Here is an 18,808-nt window from a genome sequence, read left to right as displayed (position 1 = left end):
CCGATTGCCATCCCGAACCCGGGCGCGCTCATGCCCGCCAGTGCCGTCCGGCGGTCTGAACGCCGAACAGCGACGGGGTTCTGGCATAGGCGGCCAGCCCGAGAAGCGCGGCCAGCGGGTGGGTGATGACATAGACCGGCATCGTGCGCATCAGCGCGCTGTGCGGCGCCTTGTCCTCGAACGCGGCGCGGAAATTGCCGGCTTTCAGCGCCGGCACGATTTTTTGCGCGATGCCGCCGGTCAGGAACACGCCGCCGCGGCTCATGAACACCAGCGCGAGATCACCCGCGGTGCGGCCGAGGCAGGTGACGAACAGTTCCAGCGCTTCCTGTGCCACCGGATCGGATTTAGCGAGCGCGGCCGCCGTAACCTCCGCCGGCGTCGTGAAAGGCGTCGGCTTTGCGTCGGCCCTGGCCACCGCGCGATAGACATTGACCAGTCCGCGGCCGCACAGGATCTGCTCGCCGGAGATGCGACCCTCGAGCTTTTCGATATGCGGAAACACTTCGAAGTCGCGTGGCGTGCGCGGGCCGATATCCATATGCCCGCCCTCGCCCGGCACCGGTATCCAGCGGCGCAGCGCGTAGATCAGCCCCGCGACGCCGAGCCCCGTCCCCGGGCCGAGCACAACCCGGCCGGCATTCGGCTCCGGCGTCCCGCCGCCGATCTTTTCCATATGCTCTTCGCCCAGCGCCACCACCGCCAACGCCTGCGCCTCGAAATCGTTGAGCACGACGATCTCGCTCAAGCCCAGATTGGCAAACATCTGGTGCGGCTTGACCACCCAGGGGCAGTTGGTCAGCCGGATCTCGTCGCCGTCGACCGGCCCGGCCACCGCCAGCACCGCCGAATGCGGCTGGATCGACGAGCGGTCGAGCACCGCCGCCTGGATCGCCTCGTCGATCGTCTTGAAATTGGCCGTCTGGACGATTTGCGGCTCGGTCGCTTCCGAATTGGCGTCGAGCACGATCGAGAAACGCGCATTGGTGCCGCCGATATCACCGATCAGGACCGGAAACCGCAGCGCTGTATCGTCTTCGCCAACCATGCTTTTTGTCCCGTTCGTTCCCGCTCCGTCGCTGACTAGCGCATGGTCCTGCAAAGGGAAAGCGGCTTCGGCGCCTATCTCGAGCGTCGGCGCCGCCCCTCACCTGCCTGCCGGCATCCTCTCCCCGTCGCCAATGGTTTCGCCAATCGCCAGCTTCGCAAGAAGAAAGCCCGCATTGCGGGCAGCCAGGCGGATGAGGGGCGCCGCCGGCCTCGACCATCTGGACGCCGTGGCGTGGCCTCAGTTCCCCGGCCTTGGCCGGGGCACTGGAATGCCGATTTTGGGCGTCGGCGCAAAGGAGCTCGCCGCCGCCGGCAGCGTCGCCGCATCGCTGGAGATCGTCTCCGCCGGCTCGGTCGCTTTCGATTTGGCCGCCGCCACCGCTGCCGCGCCGTCGCCCTGATAGGTGACCGCTTCCAGAGAAGGCGCGTCCGGCGCTGCAAGCACCGCCTGGCACTCCTTCGGCAAATTGGCCATGGTCATCAGATCGCGCGCTTTCGGCGCATCCGGGTTCTTGTTGGGCCGCCACGGCTCCTCGGTGAACCACCAGGCAAGCGGTTTGCCGCAGCCGTCATCGGCCGGCGTCGCCTCCTGCGCCTTGCAGCCAGGCGAGCCCGCCTGGCAGCCGATACGCATGTGGAAATGATAGTCATGGCCCCAGAACGGCCGGATCTTGCGCAGCCAGGAGCGATCGCCAGTGACCGTGTCGCAAAGTTTCTTCTTGATGCCCGGATTGACCAGGATGCGCTCGACCTCAGGGTAGCTCGCCGCACGCTTCAAAAGCCGCGTATGGGACGGCGTCCACAGCGCGTCCTTCACCAGATGCGTCTTCTCGTCGACCATCAGCGTCGCGCTCATGCTCTCGCGCTGCGCCATGGTCAGCGGCCGCCGCGGCATCGGCGTCAGCCAGATGTCGGCATCGAGGCCGATCTGGTGCGAGGCATGGCCGGTCGTCATCGGGCCGCCGCGCGGCTGCGAGACATCGCCGACCAGCAGCCCCGGCCAGCCATCCGCCTGGGCGTCTCGAGCGAGCTTCTCGATCAGCGCAATCATCGCCGGATGGCCCCAGCGGCGGTTTCGCGAGGGGCGCATCACCTCCCAGCTCGGCCCGTCCACCGGCAAGGCGACGCCGCCGGTGAAGCAGCCTCTTGAGTAAAAGCCGAACGATTGCGCGTGCGCCACCGCCGGCAGCTTCTTGGCGCCGAACAGGTCTTTTGCGCGCGGTTCGGCCGAGATCGCGGCCGCCGCCAGCCCGGCTAAGGTCACCAGGGCAAGCGCGGCGGTCAGGAACGGCTTCCTGTCGGGCAGCGGTCGCAACGTCATCAGGTCGGGTCCCCTCTCCAGTGGCGCGACGCAATCTCAGGCGGCATGCTAAAACATGTCTCCCGAAAGTGGGACCCGGTTTCGGGATAAAGACATGCATAAAATCAAAACTGGAGCGCATGGAGCGAAGCTGAAAGATTCGCGACGCAGTTCAGGCGCGAATCATATCACGCCATGCACGTCGCTTCGCTCACGAGCGTTTCATCGGACTGCGCGGCTGTCCGTCTCGCCAGTTGCCGTCGGCCCACATCCGCTCCAGCGCCACCCGGTAATTCGGCAAACGAAAGCTGTAGCCTGCCGCTTTGATCGCCGCGTTGGCGACGCGCTTGTTCTCGCCGTAGAAGGACCGCGCCATGGGCGAAAGTTGCGCGGTTTCGAAGGGGATTTCCGGCGGCGCCTCCACGCCCATCACCCCGGCGGCGTAGGCGACGACATCCTGCGGCGGCGCCGGCTCGTCGTCGGTGACATTGAAGATGCCGCCGCGATTGCTATCGGCCAGGTGCCACAGGGCGCCGGCGATGTCGTCGCAATGGATGCGGTTGAAGACCTGGCCGGGCTTGACCAGCCGCCTCGCGGTGCCGTCCTCGAGATTGGCCAGCGCGTTGCGGCCCGGGCCGTAAATGCCGGAAAGCCGCAGGATCGCTACCGGCTTTCCGATTTCCCGCCCAAGAGCCAGCCATTCCTGTTCGGCCGCCACCCGCATTACCGAGCGCTTCGAAACCGGCCTGCACTCGGCGCTCTCGTCGACCCAGGCGCCGCCATGGTCGCCGTAGACGCCGACGGTGGAAAGATAGCCGATCCATTTGAGCGCCGGCATCTTGGCCCGGATCGCCTCGCCTGCCGCGTTGAGCACCGGATCGCCCGCTTCGTCCGGAGCGACCGAGACGATGAGATGTGTTGTGTGCCGAAGCGCATCGCTGATTTCCGCCGTCAACGAACCGTCGAAGCTTAACGGATTGATGCCTGCCTGCCGCAACACCTCGAACTTTTCCGGCGATCGCGTCGTCCCAAGGATCGGCGCGCCATCTTCATTGGCTCTCGCAAAACCCTTGCCGGAATAACCGGCGCCGAAAATGAAGAAGCGTCTCTCGCCCATCAATTAAATCCTCTTCCTCAATGGTCCTTTGCGGGAACCGGCAGCGCTGACAGCCATTCCTCGCGCACCGTTGCATCGCCTTCGGCCTGCAAGGCCGATGCGGCGAACTCCGCAAAATCGCGCCGCGGCATCAGTCGCGATAGCGCCCATACTGCCGCACCCCGCACCAGCGGCGAGCCGTCGTCGATTAGGCCGCGCGCGACCGGCGTCAGCGAAGCATCGCCCGAATTGCCGGCGGCGATCAGCGCGTTGCGGATGAAACGGTCGCGGCCGATGCGCTTGATTGGCGAGCCCGAGAAAAAGGAGCGGAACGTCGCATCGTCGAGCAACAGCAGCTCCGACAGCCGCGGCTCGCGCAGATCTTCGCGAGCGGCAAGCTTGGCCTCGGCGGCGACGCTGGCGAATTTGTTCCACGGACACACGGCGAGGCAGTCGTCGCAACCATAGACGCGGTTGCCGATCGCCTCGCGAAATTCGCGCGGGATCGGCCCCTTGTTCTCGATGGTGAGGTAGGAGATGCAACGCCGCGCATCGAGCCGGTAGGGCGCCGGGAAGGCATCGGTCGGGCAGATGTCGAGGCAGGCGCGGCAGGAGCCGCAATGGTCGATCTCGGCTTTGTCCGGCTCAAGCTCGGCCGTGGTGAAGATGGTGCCGAGGAACAGCCATGAGCCATGCTCGCGGCTCACCAGGTTGGTGTGCTTGCCCTGCCAGCCCAACCCCGCGGCTTCGGCAAGCGGCTTTTCCATCACCGGCGCCGTGTCGACGAAGACCTTCACGTCGCCGCCGGCCCGCGCGACGATCTTGCCCGCGATTTCCTTCAGCCGACCTTTCATCACATCGTGATAGTCGCGATTTTGCGCGTAGACCGAGATCGCGCCGCGATCGTGTTTGTCGAGGACATCGCGCGGATCCCGGTCCGGACCATAGTTCATGGCGAGCACTATGATCGAACGCACTTCCGGCCACAGCGTCGAAGGCTCGGCGCGCCGCCCGATCGTCTCGGCGATCCAGTCCATCGAGCCGTGAAATCCCTCGGCGACAAACTCGGCCAGGCGCGCGGGAGCCAGCGGGATCGCGTCCGGCCGGGTGACGGCAACGGCGTCGAAGCCGGCGCGGCGCGCCTCCGCGTCGATCAGCGCGCGCAGCTTCGTCGTGTCAGAAATCGAGGTCCGCATAATGCGATACCGGCGACAGGCCGCGCACGCGATCGGTGAGCAGCGGCCGGAACGACGGCCGTGATTTCACGCGAGTATACCATTCGCGCGCCGCCGCGTGCTCGCGCCAGTCGATCTCGCCGAGATAGTCGAGCACGGAAAGCGTCGCGGCCGCGGCGAGGTCGGCATAGGTCACCTTGTTGCCGGCCAGCCAATGACGCGTGCCCGCCAGCCAGTTGGTGTATTTCATGTGCTGGCGGATGTTGGCGCGCGCGGCGCGGATTGCGCCCGAATCGGGTGAGCCGCCGCCCGCCGTCTCCGGCATCACCGGCTTCAGCACCCGCTCGCGCACCAGATGGCGGGTGACCTCGCTTTCGGCCTTGCTGAGATACCAGTCGGTCAGTCGCCGGATTTCGGCGCGCTGCATCGGGTCCTCGGCAAACAGCCGCCTGTCGCGCTTCAGCACCCCGCGTGTCTCGTCAAGATATTCGGCAATGACCATGGCGCCGACGATTGGCACATCGCCTTCGGCCAGCAGGATCGGCAGCGTGCCGGCCGGATTGAGCGCCAGAAACTCCTTGCGCCGGGTCCAGGGTTTCTCCTCGATCAAGGCCAGCTCCTCGCCATACTCGCCGAAGGCGAGGCGGACGAACCGGCAGGTGGCGAACATCGGGTGGTGAAAAAGCGTCAGCATGGTTCCGCGATGATAGGGCGCACTGGCAAATTGGTGTGAGCGCCGGTAAGTCTTGGCGGCCCGATTCCAGGGACTGTCATGTGTTGCGACCTATAGGGGCACTTCCGCGCCATGACAAGCAAGCCCTTCCCCTTAGCCGTCACTCGAAGCAGAGGTTGCCATGGAAAGCCAGACCATCGTCGAAGCACTGCTGCTTGGGCTGATCGAGGGCCTGACCGAATTCATCCCGGTCTCGTCGACCGGTCACATCCTGCTCGCCGGCCATTTCCTCGGCTTCCATTCGACCGGCAAGGCCTTCGAGATCCTGATCCAGCTCGGCGCGATTCTTGCGATCTTGAGCGTCTATTTCCGCCGCCTCTGGAAGATGCTGCTCGAACTGCCGCATGACCGGCTGACAAGGCATTTCGCCATCGGCATCCTCATCGCCTTCCTGCCGGCGGCGGTCATCGGCGCGCTGGCGCATGACTTTATCAAGACCTTCCTGTTCGAATCGCCGCGCCTGATCTGCATCATGCTGGTCATCGGCGGCGTGGTGCTGCTCGCCGTCGACCGCATGAACCTGAAGCCCGTCTACCGCGATGTCGAGCGCTTCCCGACCAGGCTTTATCTGCAGATCGGCCTGTTCCAGTGTCTGTCGCTGATACCCGGCACCTCGCGCTCCGGCTCGACCATCGTCGGCGCGCTGCTCTTGGGCGTCGACAAGCGCGCGGCGGCGGAGTTTTCCTTCTTCCTCGCCATGCCGACCATGGTCGGGGCCTTCGCCTTCGATCTGTTCAAGAACCGTAACGTGCTGACCTCGGCCGACCTGCCGATCATTGCCGTCGGCTTCATCGCCGCCTTCGTCACCGCGCTCTTCGTGGTGCGCTTCCTGCTCGATTACGTCTCGCGCAGGGGCTATTCACTGTTCGGCTGGTGGCGGCTGGTGGTTGGCGGGCTCGGACTGGTGGCGCTGATGATCTGGGGGTGAGCTTACCCTCCCATGAGTTGGGAGGGTGAGCCCCTCAATTCCGCCCATAAAACGCATTCTCGACATGCACCGGCCAGCGCCAGGGCAGCACCGCCACCATGTCGAAGCGTACCGACAGCCGGCCATAGTCCGGCTGTCGCGACAGCCAGAGGTCGGCGGCACCCTCGATGCGCCGTTCCGAGGCGTGGGCGATCGCTTCCATCGCATCCATCAGCGTGCGCCGCGCCTTGACCTCGACGAACAGTACAAGGTCGCCGCGCCTGGCGATCAGGTCGATCTCGCCGAGCTTTGTGCGATGGCGGCGCGCAACGATGCGATAGCCCTTCAGCATCAGCGCCAGCGCCGCCAGCCATTCGCCGCGATGGCCGCGCCGATAGGCTTTTCGCCGATGCCCGACGGTGCGCTCAGCCACCGCCGTCCGCCTTCAGCTCGATTAGCCGGCGATAGAGCGCCTGTTTCTGGCCGCCGGTCATCTTCGCCGCTTCCGCCGCCGCCTTGGAGGCCGGCATTTCGGCGGCTAAAGACAACAGCAGCCGGTCGATGTCGGCCGGCTGGTCCTCGGCCGCCTCCGGCGGGCCGACGCAGACCACGATTTCGCCCTTGGGCGTCTCGGCCGCCGCGTAGTGATCGGCAAGCTCTCCGAGCGTCCCCGTTCGCATCTCCTCAAACGTCTTGGTCAACTCGCGGCCGATCGCCGCTTTGCGCGCTCCGCCAAGCACTTGCCCCATCGCAGCAAGCGTCTCGGCCAGCCGGCGCGGCGATTCATAGAAGATGAGCGTCGCCGGCACCTGCCTGAAGCTTTCGAGCTTGGTGAGCCTCTGGCCTGCCTTGACCGGCAAGAAGCCGGCGAACAGAAAGGTGTCGGAAGGCAGGCCGGAAGCGGTCAGCGCGGCAAGCGCCGCCGACGGTCCGGGCACCGGAATAACGCGGATGCCGCACTCCAGCGCCTCGCCGACCAGCCGGTAGCCGGGATCGGAAACCAGCGGCGTGCCGGCATCCGAGATCAGCGCCACGCTTTGTCCGGCAGCGAGCGACTCGATCAGCTTCGGCCCGGCCTCGGCCGCATTGTGCTCGTGATAGGCCGTGGTGCGCCGGCGAATGCCGTAGCGTTCGAGCAGCACGCGCGAGACGCGCGTGTCCTCGCAGGCGACGATGTCGGCGCCGGCCAGCGTCTCCAGCGCACGCAGCGTGACATCGGCGAGATTGCCAATCGGCGTCGCCACCAGATAGAGCGCCGGCTCCAGCGGCCGCGCCGCAATTTCGGTCTGCCCGATTACATAGCTGCGTTTGTCGCCGGTCAATTGAGGCCCTCCCCACGCGCCACTGTTTGCCACGGCTGATCTGCGGTTGCAAAACGTGATGGCGATGCAAGGGAATCGCCATGCCTTTGCCACGATGCGGAACCAAACCGCGTAAGGCGGATTTTACCCCTGATTCCCGAGGAGGAGGACAGGATGGACAGCCTGATCATTCAAGACGCTTTCACGCCCTATTATTCGGGCTGCAAGCGCTTTGCCGGATCGGAGAAGGTTGCCGGTTCGGAGGATCGGGAACCCTCCGCCAGGACAAAGGACAAGGAAGCGATGAAGCCGCTTCCAAGCCCCGCGGTTCAAGACGCCTCGACCGAAACCGAAAGCACGACGGAGCACTGACCGGACGATGCCCAATCGCTTCGACATTTTCATCACACGACTCGAAAGCAAGACCGCCCGCGAGGGCATTCCTTCCCATCCGATCGCCGCCCAGCACGGGAACCGCCGCGACAAGACCGACCTGAAGCAGGGCCGTTCCGGCGACGCGCATGCGGAAAAGGATCGCGGGAAGCACCGCCAGAAGCACGACGCCTAGAGCAGCTGCGACCCTTCGCGATCTCTCGCCTCATCCCAGGCGGAGCGAGGAGCGAAGCGCCATGCTTGGCGCCTGACGCCATTCAGCCCAGATAGTTAGTGACCTTCGCCTCGAGCAGCCGCACCAGTTCCGGATCCATGAACGCATAGTGTCCGGGATGTCGAGGCAGATCACCCGTGCCCGCATCAGGCTTGACCGGAACTTCTTCTGCAGCTTGACGCGATGCGCCTTCTCCATGACGAAGATGATCTCGGCCCACGCGACCAGTTCATGCGTCAGCGGGTTGTCCGCGTCGTGATTGGTGCCGGCCGATTCGACCTCGAGGTCGCGGCGCCTGGAAAACACCTGCTCGGCGGTGGGGCTGCGCAGGCGGTTCTGGCTGCAGACGAAGAGAACCTTTTTCACCGCGCGAGGTCTGCCACCACCGCATCGAGCACGATCATGCCGGCGGTCGTGGCGCGGAGGCGGGCGTTGCCGACCGGCGCCACCAGCCCCTCTTCCTGCAGCACCGACAATCGGTCGCTCGCCAGACTACGCCCGGCAAGCGTCTCGTAGCGCTGGAGGTCGATGCCTTCGGCCAGCCGCAGCCCCATCAATAGGAACTCGTCGGCTTCTTCGGCGCGCGTCAGCACCTCGCCGCCGTTGACGCCATGGCCCCTGGCTTCGACCAGGTTGGCCCAGGTCTCAGGCATCTTTTCCGCGACCGTCACGGTACGGCGGCCGTTCTCGACGAAGCGGCCATGCGCGCCGGGTCCGACGCCGACATATTCGCCGTAGCGCCAATAAGTCAGGTTGTGCCGGCTTTCCGCGCCCGGCCGCGCGTGGTTGGAGATTTCGTAGGCCGGAAGCCCGTGCGCCGCGGTCACCTCCTGCGTCAGCGCGTAGAGGTCGGCGGCATGGTCGTTGTCGGGCAGGACGAATTTTCGCGCTGAGTGGAGTGCATGGAACGGCGTGCCCTCCTCGATCGTGAGCTGATAGAGCGACAGGTGGTCGGCGGCGTGCCCGATCGCTTCCTCAAGCTCTAAAGCCCAAGCCTCCGGCGTCTGGCCGGGCCGCGCATAGATCAGGTCGAAGGAGAGCCGCGGAAAGATTTCCCGCGCCAGCCCGATGGCGTGCAGCGCCTCCTCGACATTGTGCAGCCGGCCGAGGAAGCGCAGGTCCTTGTCGTTCAGCGCCTGCACGCCGAGCGAGACACGGTTGACGCCGGCCGCCCGATAACCGCGGAAGCGCTCCGCCTCGACCGAGGACGGGTTGGCCTCCAGCGTCACCTCGATCCCGGCAGGCACCGTCCAGTTCTTCGCTACGGCTTCCAGAACCGCTGACACCGTTTCCGGCTTCATCAGCGACGGCGTGCCGCCGCCGAGGAAGACGCTGGTCACCTCGCGCGGCCCGGTGCGGGCGCGCATCGTCTTGAGCTCCGTCTCGAAGGCCCGCGCAAAACGCTCCTGGTCGACCGGCTGGTGGCGAACGTGGCTGTTGAAGTCGCAGTAAGGGCATTTGGCAGCGCAGAACGGCCAATGGATATAGACGCCGAAGCCGGGGCTGCGGTCGAGCGGCATGGTCTGGCCTGTTCCGATCATTTTGACCTGAGCCGCGCCAGATCCAGCCGCGCCAAATCCAAGCGGGCCTGGGCAAACTTCTGGAAGGCGCGGGCGCGGTGCGACAGGGCTGTTGCCTGGCCGGGCTTCCAGCCATGCTTTTGCTCGGCGCTCATCTCGCCAAAAGTCTTGGCGAAGCCGTTGGGCAGGAACACCGGATCGTAGCCGAAGCCGAGCGTGCCGCGCGGCGGCCAGACCAGCGTGCCTTCGGCCTCGCCGCGGTAATATTCGGCCTCGCCATCGGGAAAGGCGAGGCAGATGACGGCGACGAAACGGCCGGTGCGCTGCGCCGGCTCGGTCGCGCCGACCTCCTGCAGCGCCACTTCGGTGCGCTGCATGGCCATGCCGAAATCGCGTGTGCCGTCCGCCGTCTCGGCCCAGTTGGCGGTGTAGACGCCGGGCGCCCCGTCGAGCGCGTCGACGCAGAGCCCCGAATCGTCCGACAGCGCCGGCAGGCCGGTGGCCTTGGCGGCGGCATAGGCCTTGATATAGGCATTCTCCTCGAAGGTCGTGCCGGTCTCGTCCGGTTCCGGCAGGCCGTAATCCTTGGCCGACTTCGCCTCGAAGCCGAACGGGGCCATCAAGTCGGCGAATTCGCGCAGCTTGCCTTCATTGTGGCTGGCGACGACGATCTTTTGTCCGTTCAAAGAATGCATTCAGAGACCCCAGATCCTTGGTTCGGCGAACTCGATCGAATTGCCCGAAGGGTCGCGGATATAGATCGAATGTCCGCCCTGCGGCCACTCGAAATCGCTTTCGATGGCGATGTTCTTGGCCGCCAAATGCTTGCGCCATTGCGCGATCTCGGCCGCAGTCGCGGTGAAGCAAAGATGCCCTTCGCCGACCGTGCCGTGCGGCGGCACCTTCAGCCTGGCGTCGGGCGCCGGCGGAATTTTCGTCGCCTCGGCATTGAAGATGAGCAGCACGCCGTTGCCGCAGCGGAAGAAGACGTGGCGACCTTCGACCTTGCCCAGCGGATCCAGGCCGAGGATGTCGCCGTAGAAGGCTTCGGCAGCGGTTAGATCTGTGACGTAGAGCGCTGATTCCAGAATCGCGGAGGGGGTCACGAGGCGCCCCCCTCTGCCCTGCCGGGCATCTCCCCCTCAAGGGAGGAGATTGGCAGCTCCACCGACAGTGTCTCGACGGCGAAGATTGGCGAAGGCCGAGGTGAGGTCCGATCTCCCCCCTTGAGGGGGAGATGGCCGGCAGGCCAGAGGGGGGTGCCTAGGCTCGGCATTCGAAAACCTACGCCACCGCCATCTGCTGCAGGCTCACCAGCCGCGAAATACCCTTCTTGGCCAGCCCCATCAGCGCCGAGAACTGCTCTTCGGAGAAGGGCTCGCCTTCCGCCGTGCCCTGGATCTCGACGATGCCGCCCTTGCCGGTCATGACGAAATTGGCGTCGGTGCCGGCCGAGGAATCCTCGAGATAATCGAGATCGATGACCGGCTGTCCGTCATGGATGCCGCAGGAGATCGCCGCGACATGGTCCTTGAGCACCTTGGAAACGCTGGCCATCTGGCGCGCTTCCATCCAGCGCAGGCAGTCATAGAGCGCCACCCAGCCGCCGGTGATCGAGGCGGTGCGGGTGCCGCCGTCGGCCTGGATGACGTCGCAATCGACGGTGATCTGCTGTTCGCCTAGCGCCTGCAGGTCGACAACGGCGCGCAACGAACGACCGATCAGCCGCTGGATCTCGAGCGTGCGGCCGCCCTGCTTGCCGGCGGAGGCCTCGCGGCGCATGCGCTCGCCCGTCGAGCGCGGCAGCATGCCGTATTCGGCCGTAACCCAGCCCTTGCCGGAATTGCGCATCCAGGCCGGCACCTTTTCCTCCAGGCTCGCCGTGCACAGCACATGCGTGTCGCCGAACTTCACCAGGCACGAGCCTTCGGCATGCTTGGAGACGCCGCGCTCGAAGGAGATGGCGCGCATTTCGTCGGGCTGGCGTTTGGAGGGGCGCATTCGGCCTTCTTTCCTATGGTTTTGGATTCGTCGGCGGCTTGTAGACGCATGCGGCGGATGGCGCAAAGGAAAAGGGCGCCAAGGAAACGGAGCGCCAAGAAAACGGCGCAAGCGAAAATGCCCCCGGGTTGCGCCAGGGAGGCTTAAGTCTATATCTTTCGATAGGAGGTTTTTCGCTGGAATGAACAAGGCAGTCGATCCCGCATCGCAGCCGCCCGTGCTTCAGTCGCTCGACATGCGCTCGCGCGACATCTTCCGGCGGATTGTCGATTCCTATCTGCGCGACGGCGAGCCGGTCGGCTCGCGCAGCCTGTCGCGCATCCTGCCGTCGTCGCTGTCGCCGGCCACCATCCGCAACGTGATGAGCGACCTCGAGCATCTGGGGCTGATCTACGCGCCGCACATCTCGGCCGGCCGCCTGCCTACCCAGACCGGCCTGCGCTTCTTCGTCGATGCCTTCATGGAGCTCGGCGATCTGTCGGACGACGAGCGTCGCGTCATCGAGGCGCAGGTGCGTGCCTCGGGCTCGGGCGCCACGCTGGAGCATATGCTGACCGAGGCCAGCCAGATGCTCTCCGGAATGTCGCGCGGCGCCGGCCTGGTGCTCGCCGCCAAGAACGAGGTGGCTCTGAAGCACATCGAGTTCATCCAGTTGGAACCCACCAAGGCGCTCGCCGTCCTGGTGTCGCAGAGCGGCGATGTCGAGAACCGCGTTGTCGACCTGCCGGCCGGTATCACCGTCTCGCAGCTGCACGAGGCCTCGAACTTCCTCAACGCCCATATCCGCGGCCGCACGCTGGCCGAGGCCCGGGTTGAGATCGCGCGCATCAAGGACGAGACCAGGGCGGCTCTCGACACGCTGTCGCAGGAGCTGGTCGAGAAGGGCCTCGCGGTCTGGGCCGGCGCTGAAAGCGGCCTGCCGGCGCGCCTCATCGTGCGCGGCCGCGCCAATCTTCTGGAAAACGTCACCGCCCAGGCCGATCTCGAATTGCTGCGCCATCTGTTCGAGGATCTGGAAACGCAGGACGGACTGCTGCAGCTCCTCGACCTCGCCGAGGAAGGTCCGGGCGTGCGCATCTTCATCGGCTCGGAGAACAAGTTGTTTTCGCTGTCCGGTTCGTCGCTCGTGGTCGCGCCCTATCGCGACAAGGATGCCCGCGTCGTCGGCGCGCTCGGCGTCATCGGCCCGACGCGATTGAACTATGCCCGCATCGTCCCGATGGTCGACTATACGGCCCAGTTGATTTCGCGCATGCTGAGATAGGCAAGCGGGAAACGTCGCAAGGAGGGTGGAAATGGCGCTGGAATCGTTCAAGGCCCAGATCAGCCTGCTGCTCGAGGAGATGGTGAACCAACCGGAAGACGATCACGAGATCCAGGAGCTACTGCGCGAGAAGCTCAGGGAAATGCGCGCCATGGGCCTGCCGCTGCCGGCCGATCTGGTCGCGCTGGAAAAGCAGCTCGACGACGATCTGGATATCGAAGAGAGCTGAACTGCCGGCGCTTTCCGTCAAAATCTGCATGCCCGGCTTCTCTTTTGGAAAGCCTGCCCGATATTCGCTGTCTGGTTGCTGATGCACGTTGGCGAATAACGGAGAACAGCATGATACGGATTGCCGGCCTTGCCGCCCTCGCTTTGTTCCTGGCCTCCGGCGCCGTCGCGCAGCAGGCCGACCAGCCCCTGCTCACCGGCAAAAAGGCCTTCGGTGACTGGAGGGCCGACCGGCCCGGCGTGCGGCGCCTCATCAGGCCCGACGATCTCCCGAAGCCGAATGTCGCCGAATCCGCCTCGAACGGCGGCGGTGTCACCGATCGCCCCGAGGATGCCACGCCAGCCCTTCCACCCGGCTTTTCGGCCGAACTGGTGGCTTCGGGCATCAGCAGCCCGCGTGTCGTGCGCACGGCGCCGAACGGCGATCTCTTCGTCGCCGACAGCAGGGCGAGCCAGGTCCGCGTCTATCGACTGGCCGAACGCAGCGCCAAGCCCGCCGAGAAGTCGGTCTTTGCCAAAGGCCTGACCCGGCCCTACGGCATCGCCTTCTATCCGCCGGGCGACAAGCCGCAATGGGTCTATGTCGCCAACAGCAACAGCGTCGTCCGCTTTGCCTATCGCGACGGCGACCTCAAAGCTTCCGGCGAGCCCGAAACGATCGTCTCGGACATCCCGTCGAGCCATCACTGGACGCGCGACATCGCTTTTTCGCCCGACGGCAAGACGCTCTATCTCTCGGTCGGCTCGGGCTCGAATACCGCAGAGGGCATGGGAGCGAGGCCGAAGGGCGGCGTCGAAGAATGGGCGAGATCGGCACCGCTCGGCGCTACCTGGGGCGCGGAGGAAGGCCGAGCGGATGTGCTCGCTTTCGATCCTGACGGCAAGAACCGCAGGATGGTCGCCACCGGCCTGCGCAACTGCTCGGGCATAACGGTGCAGCCGGCTACGGGCGCGCTCTGGTGCGTCGTCAACGAACGCGACGAGCTCGGCGACAACGTGCCTTTCGAATATGCGACCGCCGTCAAGGAGGGAGCCTTCTATGGCTGGCCCTGGTACTATATCGGCGACAACGAGGATCCGCGCCACAAAGGCGCGCGGCCCGATCTCGCCGGCAAGGTCACGGTGCCGGACGTGCTGATCCAGGCACATTCGGCGCCGCTCAACATCGCCTTTTATGAGGGCGGCAACTTCCCGGCCGACTACAAGGGCGACGCCTTCGTCACCCTGCACGGCTCGTGGAACCGCAATGTCCGCACCGGCTACAAGGTGGTGCGGCTGAAGTTCAAGGACGGCAAGCCGACCGGCGAATATGAGGATTTCGCCACCGGCTTCGTCATTGCCGACGATGCGGTCTGGGGCCGGCCGGTCGGTGTCGCGGTGGCGAAGGATGGTTCGCTGATCCTGACCGAGGACGGCAACGGCACGATATGGCGCGTCACCTACGGCGACGGCCGGTCCTGAAGCGGCGCTGGTGCAACCGAATCCGGCCGCAAGGCAATTAACGCCGCCCCGACGCCGTGGTAAAAGGCCGCCGCTCTGGATCCCGATCTCGGGATAGCGCTGGGTTCAAGCCATGACACTGACAGGATTTCTCGCCTACAGCGCCGCCCTCGGCGTCGCCGCCGCCATTCCGGGTCCCGGCGTGACGGCGCTTGTTGCCCGCGCGCTCGGCTCCGGCTTCCGTTCGTCGCTCGCTATGTCGTTCGGTCTCATGCTCGGCGACAGTACCTACCTCACCGCCGTCGTGCTCGGCCTCGCCTTCGTCGCCCAGACCTTCGGCATAGTGTTTCTCGCCATCAAATGGGCGGGCGTCGCTTATCTCGCCTTCCTTGCCCGGCGCTTCTGGACGAGCGGCATCTCGCCCGAAACGGTCGAGGCGCGGAAGGGCAAGAGCGGCCTGGCGTCGAGCTTCATCGCCGGGCTGACGGTGACGCTCGGCAACCCGAAGACGATGATCTTCTATCTCGCCATCACGCCGACCATCGTCGACCTGAAGACGATCACGCCGGCCGACTACGGCATCCTTGTCGCGCTGACCGTTGTCGTCCTGTTCGTGGTGCTGGTCCCCTATCTGGCGCTGGCTGCCAAGGCGCGCTGGTTCCTGAAGTCGCCGCGCGCGCTCAAGGTGCTGAACCGCACCGCCGCCGGCTTCATGATGGGAGCGGCAGCCGCCATCGCGGCCCGTCAATAGGCCGCATTCTCAACCGGCCCCCATTTCGGGGAAAGCGTCCCCAAAACGGGCCGATCCAAAAAATGCATTTCCGGCGCGGGGAGGTTTTCAGCAGCCGCCCCACTCGGATATTTTCGGCGGGCAGCCTATCTTGCGCGGCTGAAAGCCTTATTCTGTATGCCTATGCCTTTGCCTTGGGAGCGAAACCAATGAACAAGCCCGTCACCTCCGCGCGCGTCCCCGGCCGCGGCCGCATCTTCAACTCGATCACCGAGACGATTGGAGACACGCCGCTGGTGCGGCTGGATAAGTTCGCCAGGGAGAAGGGCGTCGTCGCCAACCTGCTGGCTAAGCTTGAATTCTTCAACCCGATCGCCTCGGTCAAGGACCGCATCGGCGTCTCGATGATCGAGGCGCTGGAGGAGGCCGGCAAGATTGCGCCGGGCAAGACCACGCTGATCGAACCGACCTCCGGCAACACCGGCATCGCGCTGGCCTTCGCCGCCGCCGCCAAGGGTTACAAGCTGATCCTCACCATGCCGGAGACAATGTCGGTCGAACGTCGCAAGATGCTGGCGCTGCTCGGTGCCGAATTGGTGCTCACCGAAGGCCCGAAAGGCATGAAGGGCGCCATCGCCAAGGCCGACGAGCTTGCCGCCACGCTGCCCAACGCCATCATCCCGCAGCAGTTCGAGAATCCGGCCAATCCGGAAATCCACCGCCGCACCACGGCGGAGGAGGTCTGGAACGACACCAATGGCGAGGTCGACATCTTCGTGGCCGGCATCGGCACCGGCGGCACGATCACCGGCGTCGGCCAGGTGCTGAAGAAGCGCAAGCCTTCGCTGCATGTCGTGGCGGTCGAGCCGGAAGCCTCGCCGGTGCTCTCCGGCGGCCAGCCCGGCCCGCACAAGATTCAAGGCATCGGCGCCGGCTTCGCGCCCAAGATCCTCGACACCACGATCTATGACGAGATCGTCAGGGTCTCGAACGAGGATTCGGTCGCCAATGCGCGCCTCGTCGCCCGCCTCGAAGGCGTGCCGGTCGGCATCTCGTCGGGTGCCGCGCTGCAGGCGGCGATCGTCGTCGGCTCGCGGCCGGAAAACAAGGACAAGAACCTCGTCGTCGTCATCCCGTCCTTCGCCGAGCGCTATCTCTCGACGATCCTGTTCGACGGGCTGGGGGCGTAGGCGCTCATACCTCGAAGAATGGCCGGGAAATGCCACGGTCCAGAATGGATACCACCTGTCTTATCCGAGATTAACGGAGCCGCTGTTCCTCCTCCGCAGAAAGATCCGCAACGCTTGTGACGTGGAGACGTCAAGGCATGGATCCTCGGGTCTGCGCGCGTCGCGCAGCTCGTTGCTCGCACGTGGATGACCAAGTCGGGAACGCCACAGCCAATCTCAAGAGCTTGCGAACAAGCGGCACTCCCGGGATGATGCAAGCTGGATCGCTCAAAAAGCGTCTGTGGCAAGCGGAGCCCGGCTTGAGGAAGGCGCCGCTTCCGGTTCAAATCGCCGCCGGCCTCGAATCGGCCGGCGGGAGGATTTTATGTACAAGCTTTACACGCGTCCCGGCAGCGGCGGCTTCGTCGTCGAGGCGGCCTTGGCTATGGCCGGCGCGCCTTTCCGGCAGATCGACGTGCCGAAGAAGGATCCGCCCGATCCGGCTTTCCTCGCCATCAGCCCGCTGAACCAGGTGCCGGCGCTGACATTGCCCGACGGCCGGTCGATGACCGAATCGGCGGCGATCTGCATCCTGCTCGCCGAGCGTCATCCAGAAGCGCATCTGGCGCCGCAAGCGGGCTCGCCGGCGCGCGCCGATTTCCTGCGCTGGATGGCCTTCATGTCGTCGGCGCTCTATCCCGCGATCCTGAGGCTCTATTACCCCCACCGCTACACGGCCGACGCCGATAGCGTGCAGGTGGTCAAGGAGGCGGCTATCGCCGAAATGGATCGCGGCTTTGCCATTCTCGATAGCGCGCTCGCCCGCCGTGAGTGGCTGGCCGGTGAGGAACTTTCGCTGGTCGACATCTATCTCGTGATGCTGGTGGCCTGGCATCCCGACACCAAGAGCGCTCGCGTGGCCTGGCCGAACATCGAACGGCTGTGGGGCAAGTTGCGCCAGCATGCGATCATGCGGAAACTGAACCTTTCTCATGAGATGTGGCCGCAGGACTAGTTGCTGGAACCGCCGTCTCGCCTCAGTTGCGGACCAGCTTCCCCCGCTCGGCCTGCAGGAAATGGCGCAAGGCCGGATCGCGCTCGAGGCCGATCGCCCGGTCGTAAGCCTCGGCGGCCTCGGCCGTCCTGCCGAGCCTGGCTAAGAGCTCGGCCCGCGCCGCCCAATAAGGCTGGTACTCGCCAACCCGCTTGTCGCCGCCGATCTCGTCGAGCGCGGCAAGACCCTCGGCTGCGCCCTCGGCTTCGGCGATCGCGACAGCGCGGTTGATCGCCACCACCGGCGAGCCGGCAATCGCCATCAGCGCGTCGTAAAGCTGGCGGATCGCGGTCCAGTCGGTGCGGCCGCTCCGCCGCCTTGCCGTGTGCGCCGACTGGACCGCAGCCTCCAATTGGTAGCGGCCGATGGTTCCCCTGATCGCGGCGCGCCTGAGCAGCGCTTCCGCCTCGTCGATCAGCTTGTCGTCCCAAAGCGCCACGTCCTGCTCAGCCAGCGCCACGAAGTCGCCGTCGGGACTGCGCCGCGCCGTGCGCCGCGCGTCGGCGAAAAGCATCAGCGCCAGGAGCCCGAGCGTTTCCGGCTCATCCGGGATCAGCGACGCGACCAGCCGGCCGAGCCAGATGCCTTCCGTAGCCAGGTTGCGTCGGCGCGTCTCGGTGCCGGCCGGATCCGACCAGCCCTCGGCGAATGTGGCGTAAATCGCTTCCAGCACCGCCTCGAGCCGCTCGCCGAGCTCGGCCCGCTCCGGTACCCGGAAGGGGATGGCGGCCTCGCGGATGCGGCTCTTGGCGCGCACCAGGCGCTGGCCCATCGTCGTCGGCGAGACCAGAAAGGCCGAGGCGATGGTTGCGGCGTCGAAGCCAAGCACGGTCTGCAGGATCAGCGGCGCGCGTACGCTGGCCTCGATCGCCGGATGTGCGCAGGCAAACATCAGCCTCAGCCGCTCGTCGGGCAAATCCTCGTGCGTCATGCGCGCCTCCGCCTCTTCGGCAATCAGCTGCAGGTGGCCGCGGGCCGCCTCGCCGGTCAGCCGCCGCCGCACGGCGTCGACGTCGCGGCGGCGCGCCACCGCCAGCAGCCAGGCCTCCGGCTTTTCGGGCACGCCGCTCTTCGGCCAGCGCTCCAGTGCGGCGGCGAACGCGTCGGCCAACGCGTCCTCGGCGCCGGCAACGTCGCGCATGCGAGCAGCGAGATAGGCAACCAGCTTGCCGTAGCTCTGCCGGGCGGCCGCCGCGGCCGCCGCCCGCGCCGTCTCCGGGCGCTTGTCCATAT

At 65.8% G+C, this 18,808-nt stretch carries 21 protein-coding genes and 1 pseudogene; 9 read left to right on the top strand and 13 right to left on the bottom strand.

The window, feature by feature from the left end; all coding sequences use genetic code 11:
* Window positions 1-28: 28 nt before the first annotated feature.
* The 5 genes from P9254_RS13565 to P9254_RS13545 all read right to left on the bottom strand — a co-directional run bounded on the left by P9254_RS13565 (window position 29) and on the right by P9254_RS13545 (window position 5,315).
* Complete coding sequence (locus P9254_RS13565) at window positions 29-1,048, bottom strand: glucokinase (protein WP_067003316.1); 1,020 nt, start codon at window positions 1,046-1,048, stop codon at window positions 29-31.
* A 240-nt stretch (window positions 1,049-1,288) separates the two neighbouring features.
* A complete protein-coding gene (mepA, locus tag P9254_RS13560; RefSeq protein WP_067323472.1) occupies window positions 1,289-2,371 on the bottom strand; it encodes a penicillin-insensitive murein endopeptidase in 1,083 nt (360 codons plus the stop codon).
* A gap of 190 nt (window positions 2,372-2,561) precedes the next feature.
* Entirely contained in the window at window positions 2,562-3,467 is a 906-nt protein-coding gene (locus tag P9254_RS13555) for an SDR family oxidoreductase (protein WP_278055145.1), read from the bottom strand.
* A gap of 17 nt (window positions 3,468-3,484) precedes the next feature.
* A complete protein-coding gene (gene queG, locus P9254_RS13550; protein WP_278055143.1) occupies window positions 3,485-4,642 on the bottom strand; it encodes a tRNA epoxyqueuosine(34) reductase QueG in 1,158 nt (385 codons plus the stop codon).
* Window positions 4,623-5,315, bottom strand: coding sequence for a glutathione S-transferase family protein (locus P9254_RS13545; protein ID WP_067003220.1), 693 nt, complete (start codon window positions 5,313-5,315; stop codon window positions 4,623-4,625). Before P9254_RS13545 ends, queG begins: the two co-directional genes overlap by 20 nt.
* 160 nt (window positions 5,316-5,475) lie before the next feature.
* Between P9254_RS13545 and P9254_RS13540 the strand changes: the two genes are divergently transcribed.
* Window positions 5,476-6,282 (top strand): undecaprenyl-diphosphate phosphatase, encoded by an 807-nt coding sequence (locus P9254_RS13540; protein WP_095799534.1) that lies wholly within the window; start codon window positions 5,476-5,478, stop codon window positions 6,280-6,282.
* Window positions 6,283-6,316: 34 nt separating this feature from the next.
* On the opposite strand, the gene P9254_RS13535 is transcribed toward P9254_RS13540, so the two are convergent.
* Both P9254_RS13535 and rsmI read right to left on the bottom strand, forming a co-directional pair.
* On the bottom strand, window positions 6,317-6,694 hold the full coding sequence (locus P9254_RS13535) for a YraN family protein (RefSeq protein ID WP_278052003.1): 378 nt from the start codon (window positions 6,692-6,694) through the stop codon (window positions 6,317-6,319).
* Entirely contained in the window at window positions 6,687-7,583 is an 897-nt protein-coding gene (gene rsmI / locus P9254_RS13530) for a 16S rRNA (cytidine(1402)-2'-O)-methyltransferase (RefSeq protein WP_278055141.1), read from the bottom strand. The genes P9254_RS13535 and rsmI overlap by 8 nt, the downstream gene beginning before the upstream one ends.
* A gap of 153 nt (window positions 7,584-7,736) precedes the next feature.
* On the opposite strand from rsmI, the gene P9254_RS13525 reads away from it, so the two are divergent.
* Together P9254_RS13525 and P9254_RS13520 are read left to right on the top strand one after the other, a co-directional pair.
* Window positions 7,737-7,934, top strand: coding sequence for a hypothetical protein (locus tag P9254_RS13525; RefSeq protein ID WP_067003211.1), 198 nt, complete (start codon window positions 7,737-7,739; stop codon window positions 7,932-7,934).
* Between the two features lie 7 nt (window positions 7,935-7,941).
* On the top strand, window positions 7,942-8,130 hold the full coding sequence (locus tag P9254_RS13520; RefSeq protein WP_095782034.1) for a hypothetical protein: 189 nt from the start codon (window positions 7,942-7,944) through the stop codon (window positions 8,128-8,130).
* Window positions 8,131-8,212: 82 nt separating this feature from the next.
* Here the strand turns inward: P9254_RS13520 and P9254_RS13515 are convergent.
* The 5 genes and pseudogenes from P9254_RS13515 to rph form a co-directional block, all read right to left on the bottom strand.
* Window positions 8,213-8,535, bottom strand: a pseudogene (locus P9254_RS13515) (low molecular weight protein tyrosine phosphatase family protein).
* Window positions 8,532-9,710: a radical SAM family heme chaperone HemW gene (hemW, locus tag P9254_RS13510; RefSeq protein ID WP_095825081.1), complete on the bottom strand. Its 1,179-nt coding sequence runs from the start codon at window positions 9,708-9,710 to the stop codon at window positions 8,532-8,534. The pseudogene P9254_RS13515 and the gene hemW overlap by 4 nt, the downstream one beginning before the upstream one ends.
* A complete protein-coding gene (gene rdgB / locus P9254_RS13505) occupies window positions 9,707-10,384 on the bottom strand; it encodes an RdgB/HAM1 family non-canonical purine NTP pyrophosphatase (protein ID WP_067323458.1) in 678 nt (225 codons plus the stop codon). The genes hemW and rdgB overlap by 4 nt, the downstream gene beginning before the upstream one ends.
* Window positions 10,385-10,795 (bottom strand): VOC family protein, encoded by a 411-nt coding sequence (locus P9254_RS13500; protein ID WP_278055140.1) that lies wholly within the window; start codon window positions 10,793-10,795, stop codon window positions 10,385-10,387. It lies immediately after the preceding gene.
* Window positions 10,796-10,973: 178 nt separating this feature from the next.
* On the bottom strand, window positions 10,974-11,690 hold the full coding sequence (gene rph, locus P9254_RS13495; protein ID WP_067003199.1) for a ribonuclease PH: 717 nt from the start codon (window positions 11,688-11,690) through the stop codon (window positions 10,974-10,976).
* Window positions 11,691-11,871: 181 nt separating this feature from the next.
* Here rph and hrcA point away from each other — a divergent pair, with 181 nt between their 5' ends.
* From hrcA to P9254_RS13465, 6 genes are all read left to right on the top strand, one after another.
* Window positions 11,872-12,954, top strand: a complete 1,083-nt coding sequence (hrcA, locus tag P9254_RS13490) for a heat-inducible transcriptional repressor HrcA (RefSeq protein ID WP_067003197.1) — start codon at window positions 11,872-11,874, stop codon at window positions 12,952-12,954.
* A gap of 31 nt (window positions 12,955-12,985) precedes the next feature.
* Window positions 12,986-13,183 carry a hypothetical protein gene (locus P9254_RS13485; protein WP_067003314.1) on the top strand — a complete coding sequence of 66 codons (198 nt, stop codon included), beginning with the start codon at window positions 12,986-12,988 and terminating at the stop codon, window positions 13,181-13,183.
* 110 nt (window positions 13,184-13,293) lie between these two features.
* Window positions 13,294-14,643: a PQQ-dependent sugar dehydrogenase gene (locus tag P9254_RS13480; protein WP_278055138.1), complete on the top strand. Its 1,350-nt coding sequence runs from the start codon at window positions 13,294-13,296 to the stop codon at window positions 14,641-14,643.
* A 112-nt stretch (window positions 14,644-14,755) separates the two neighbouring features.
* Window positions 14,756-15,373, top strand: coding sequence for a LysE family translocator (locus P9254_RS13475; RefSeq protein WP_278055136.1), 618 nt, complete (start codon window positions 14,756-14,758; stop codon window positions 15,371-15,373).
* Window positions 15,374-15,561: 188 nt separating this feature from the next.
* Complete coding sequence (gene cysK, locus P9254_RS13470; protein WP_278055135.1) at window positions 15,562-16,542, top strand: cysteine synthase A; 981 nt, start codon at window positions 15,562-15,564, stop codon at window positions 16,540-16,542.
* 364 nt (window positions 16,543-16,906) lie between these two features.
* Entirely contained in the window at window positions 16,907-17,536 is a 630-nt protein-coding gene (locus tag P9254_RS13465) for a glutathione S-transferase family protein (RefSeq protein ID WP_278055133.1), read from the top strand.
* A 22-nt stretch (window positions 17,537-17,558) separates the two neighbouring features.
* Here the strand turns inward: P9254_RS13465 and P9254_RS13460 are convergent, their stop codons facing one another.
* A complete protein-coding gene (locus tag P9254_RS13460) occupies window positions 17,559-18,806 on the bottom strand; it encodes an RNA polymerase sigma factor (protein WP_278103882.1) in 1,248 nt (415 codons plus the stop codon).
* Window positions 18,807-18,808: the final 2 nt, after the last annotated feature.

Origin of the sequence: Mesorhizobium sp. WSM4983, assembly GCF_029625765.1 — a bacterium.
GTDB lineage: Bacteria > Pseudomonadota > Alphaproteobacteria > Rhizobiales > Rhizobiaceae > Mesorhizobium.
This window is presented reverse-complemented; position numbering and strand designations above follow the sequence as displayed.

What these genes read in the sequence shown, in the direction of transcription:
- P9254_RS13565 (WP_067003316.1), bottom strand. Translation starts at nt 1,048, where the DNA reads ATGGTTGGCGAAGACGATACAGCGCTGCGGTTTCCGGTCCTGATCGGT.
- mepA (WP_067323472.1), bottom strand. Translation starts at nt 2,371, where the DNA reads ATGACGTTGCGACCGCTGCCCGACAGGAAGCCGTTCCTGACCGCCGCG.
- P9254_RS13555 (WP_278055145.1), bottom strand. Translation starts at nt 3,467, where the DNA reads ATGGGCGAGAGACGCTTCTTCATTTTCGGCGCCGGTTATTCCGGCAAG.
- queG (WP_278055143.1), bottom strand. Translation starts at nt 4,642, where the DNA reads ATGCGGACCTCGATTTCTGACACGACGAAGCTGCGCGCGCTGATCGAC.
- P9254_RS13545 (WP_067003220.1), bottom strand. Translation starts at nt 5,315, where the DNA reads ATGCTGACGCTTTTTCACCACCCGATGTTCGCCACCTGCCGGTTCGTC.
- P9254_RS13540 (WP_095799534.1), top strand. Translation starts at nt 5,476, where the DNA reads ATGGAAAGCCAGACCATCGTCGAAGCACTGCTGCTTGGGCTGATCGAG.
- P9254_RS13525 (WP_067003211.1), top strand. Translation starts at nt 7,737, where the DNA reads ATGGACAGCCTGATCATTCAAGACGCTTTCACGCCCTATTATTCGGGC.
- P9254_RS13520 (WP_095782034.1), top strand. Translation starts at nt 7,942, where the DNA reads ATGCCCAATCGCTTCGACATTTTCATCACACGACTCGAAAGCAAGACC.
- hemW (WP_095825081.1), bottom strand. Translation starts at nt 9,710, where the DNA reads ATGATCGGAACAGGCCAGACCATGCCGCTCGACCGCAGCCCCGGCTTC.
- rdgB (WP_067323458.1), bottom strand. Translation starts at nt 10,384, where the DNA reads ATGCATTCTTTGAACGGACAAAAGATCGTCGTCGCCAGCCACAATGAA.
- rph (WP_067003199.1), bottom strand. Translation starts at nt 11,690, where the DNA reads ATGCGCCCCTCCAAACGCCAGCCCGACGAAATGCGCGCCATCTCCTTC.
- hrcA (WP_067003197.1), top strand. Translation starts at nt 11,872, where the DNA reads ATGAACAAGGCAGTCGATCCCGCATCGCAGCCGCCCGTGCTTCAGTCG.
- P9254_RS13485 (WP_067003314.1), top strand. Translation starts at nt 12,986, where the DNA reads ATGGCGCTGGAATCGTTCAAGGCCCAGATCAGCCTGCTGCTCGAGGAG.
- P9254_RS13480 (WP_278055138.1), top strand. Translation starts at nt 13,294, where the DNA reads ATGATACGGATTGCCGGCCTTGCCGCCCTCGCTTTGTTCCTGGCCTCC.
- P9254_RS13475 (WP_278055136.1), top strand. Translation starts at nt 14,756, where the DNA reads ATGACACTGACAGGATTTCTCGCCTACAGCGCCGCCCTCGGCGTCGCC.
- cysK (WP_278055135.1), top strand. Translation starts at nt 15,562, where the DNA reads ATGAACAAGCCCGTCACCTCCGCGCGCGTCCCCGGCCGCGGCCGCATC.
- P9254_RS13465 (WP_278055133.1), top strand. Translation starts at nt 16,907, where the DNA reads ATGTACAAGCTTTACACGCGTCCCGGCAGCGGCGGCTTCGTCGTCGAG.
- P9254_RS13460 (WP_278103882.1), bottom strand. Translation starts at nt 18,806, where the DNA reads ATGGACAAGCGCCCGGAGACGGCGCGGGCGGCGGCCGCGGCGGCCGCC.